The organism is Microbacterium sp. B24 (assembly GCF_000333415.1).
In the GTDB taxonomy this organism is placed as follows: Bacteria; Actinomycetota; Actinomycetes; order Actinomycetales; family Microbacteriaceae; genus Microbacterium.
Genome location: NZ_BADB01000489.1, coordinates 1 through 1268, shown reverse-complemented (window position 1 = coordinate 1268; position 1268 = coordinate 1). Strand labels below are relative to the sequence as shown.

2 protein-coding genes are annotated in these 1268 nt (G+C 68.7%); both read right to left on the bottom strand.

The window, feature by feature from the left end; translation table 11 throughout:
* On the bottom strand, positions 1 to 482 hold a 482-nt coding region (locus tag I5I_RS14180; RefSeq protein WP_036321199.1), incomplete at its 3' end, for an exonuclease domain-containing protein.
* Between the two features lie 126 nt (positions 483 to 608).
* Positions 609 to 1268 (bottom strand): zinc-binding dehydrogenase (locus I5I_RS14175; RefSeq protein WP_036321197.1); only part of this gene is annotated, 660 nt, incomplete at its 5' end.

The following is a 1268-nucleotide window of genomic DNA, read 5'->3' as shown; positions in this document are numbered from 1 at the left end:
ATTATGTGCGCGCAGGCGAGCGCGTCGGACGCGGCGTCGTGGTGAGCGAAGTCGAGGAATCCCGCGGCAGCGGCCACCGACGGCAGTCGATACGACGAGAGGTCGTAGGTCTTGCGGGCGACCTGAGGACTGCACAGGTAGCGGTACGACGGGCACGCGGCATCAGTCGCCTCGCACGCGCGCCGCAGGACGCTCATGTTGAATCCGGCGTTGTGGGCCACGACGACGTCGTCGCCCACGAACCGGTCGAGGGCCGAGAGCTGGTCGTTCCACGTCGGAGCATCCACGACGTCCTCCGGGCGGATGCCGTGGATGCCGATGTTCAGCTCGAAGAAGCGGTCGTGACCGGCCGGGGGCTTGATGAGCCAGCCCGCCGTCTCCACGACACGACCATCGCGCACACGAGTGAGACCGACCGCGCACGCCGAGGCGCTCGACGAGTTCGCGGTTTCGAAGTCGATCGCGGTGAAGTCGAGGGCCACCACTCAACTGTGCGCGTCGAGGCCACCCGGCATCGGCAGGCGCGCCGGGGGAGCGCGTTGCGGACCCCGGCGCACGGCGGGGAGCGAACCTGCTGCGTTCGCTCCCCGCCGGCCGTCGTGCCCGGGTCAGTAGCGCATGACGATCCGACCGTCGATCTGGCCCTTCTCCATCCGCTCGAAGATGTCGTTGACGTCCTCGAGGCTCTCCACGTGCACGGTGGGGTGGATCTGACCGCGGGCATAGAAGTCGAGCGCTTCGATCATGTCCTGGCGCGTGCCGACGATCGATCCGCGGATCGTGATCGCGCGCAGGACGATGTCGAAGATGTCGGCGTCGAAGGTCCCGGGCGGCAGACCGTTGAAGACGATGGTGGCTCCCCGCCGCACGACGCTGAGTGCCTGGTCGAAGGCCCGGGGATGCACCGCGGTGACCAGGACGCCGTGCGTTCCGCCCGTGTGCTGTTGGATCGCGACGCCGGGATCCGCGTCCCTGGCGTTGACCGTCACCTCCGCGCCGTGGCGACGAGCCAGTTCCAGCTTGGCGTCGTCGACATCGACGGCGGCCACGCGCATGCTCATGGCCCGCGCGTACTGCACCGCGATGTGGCCGAGTCCGCCGATGCCGGAGATCGTCACCCACTCGCCCGGTCGCACGCCGGTCATCTTCAGCCCCTTGTACACGGTGACCCCGGCGCAGAGGATCGGAGCGACCTCGACCGGGTCGGCTCCGTCGGGAATCCGCGCGGCGTACTTCTCGTCGACGAGCATGAACTCGCCGAAACTGCC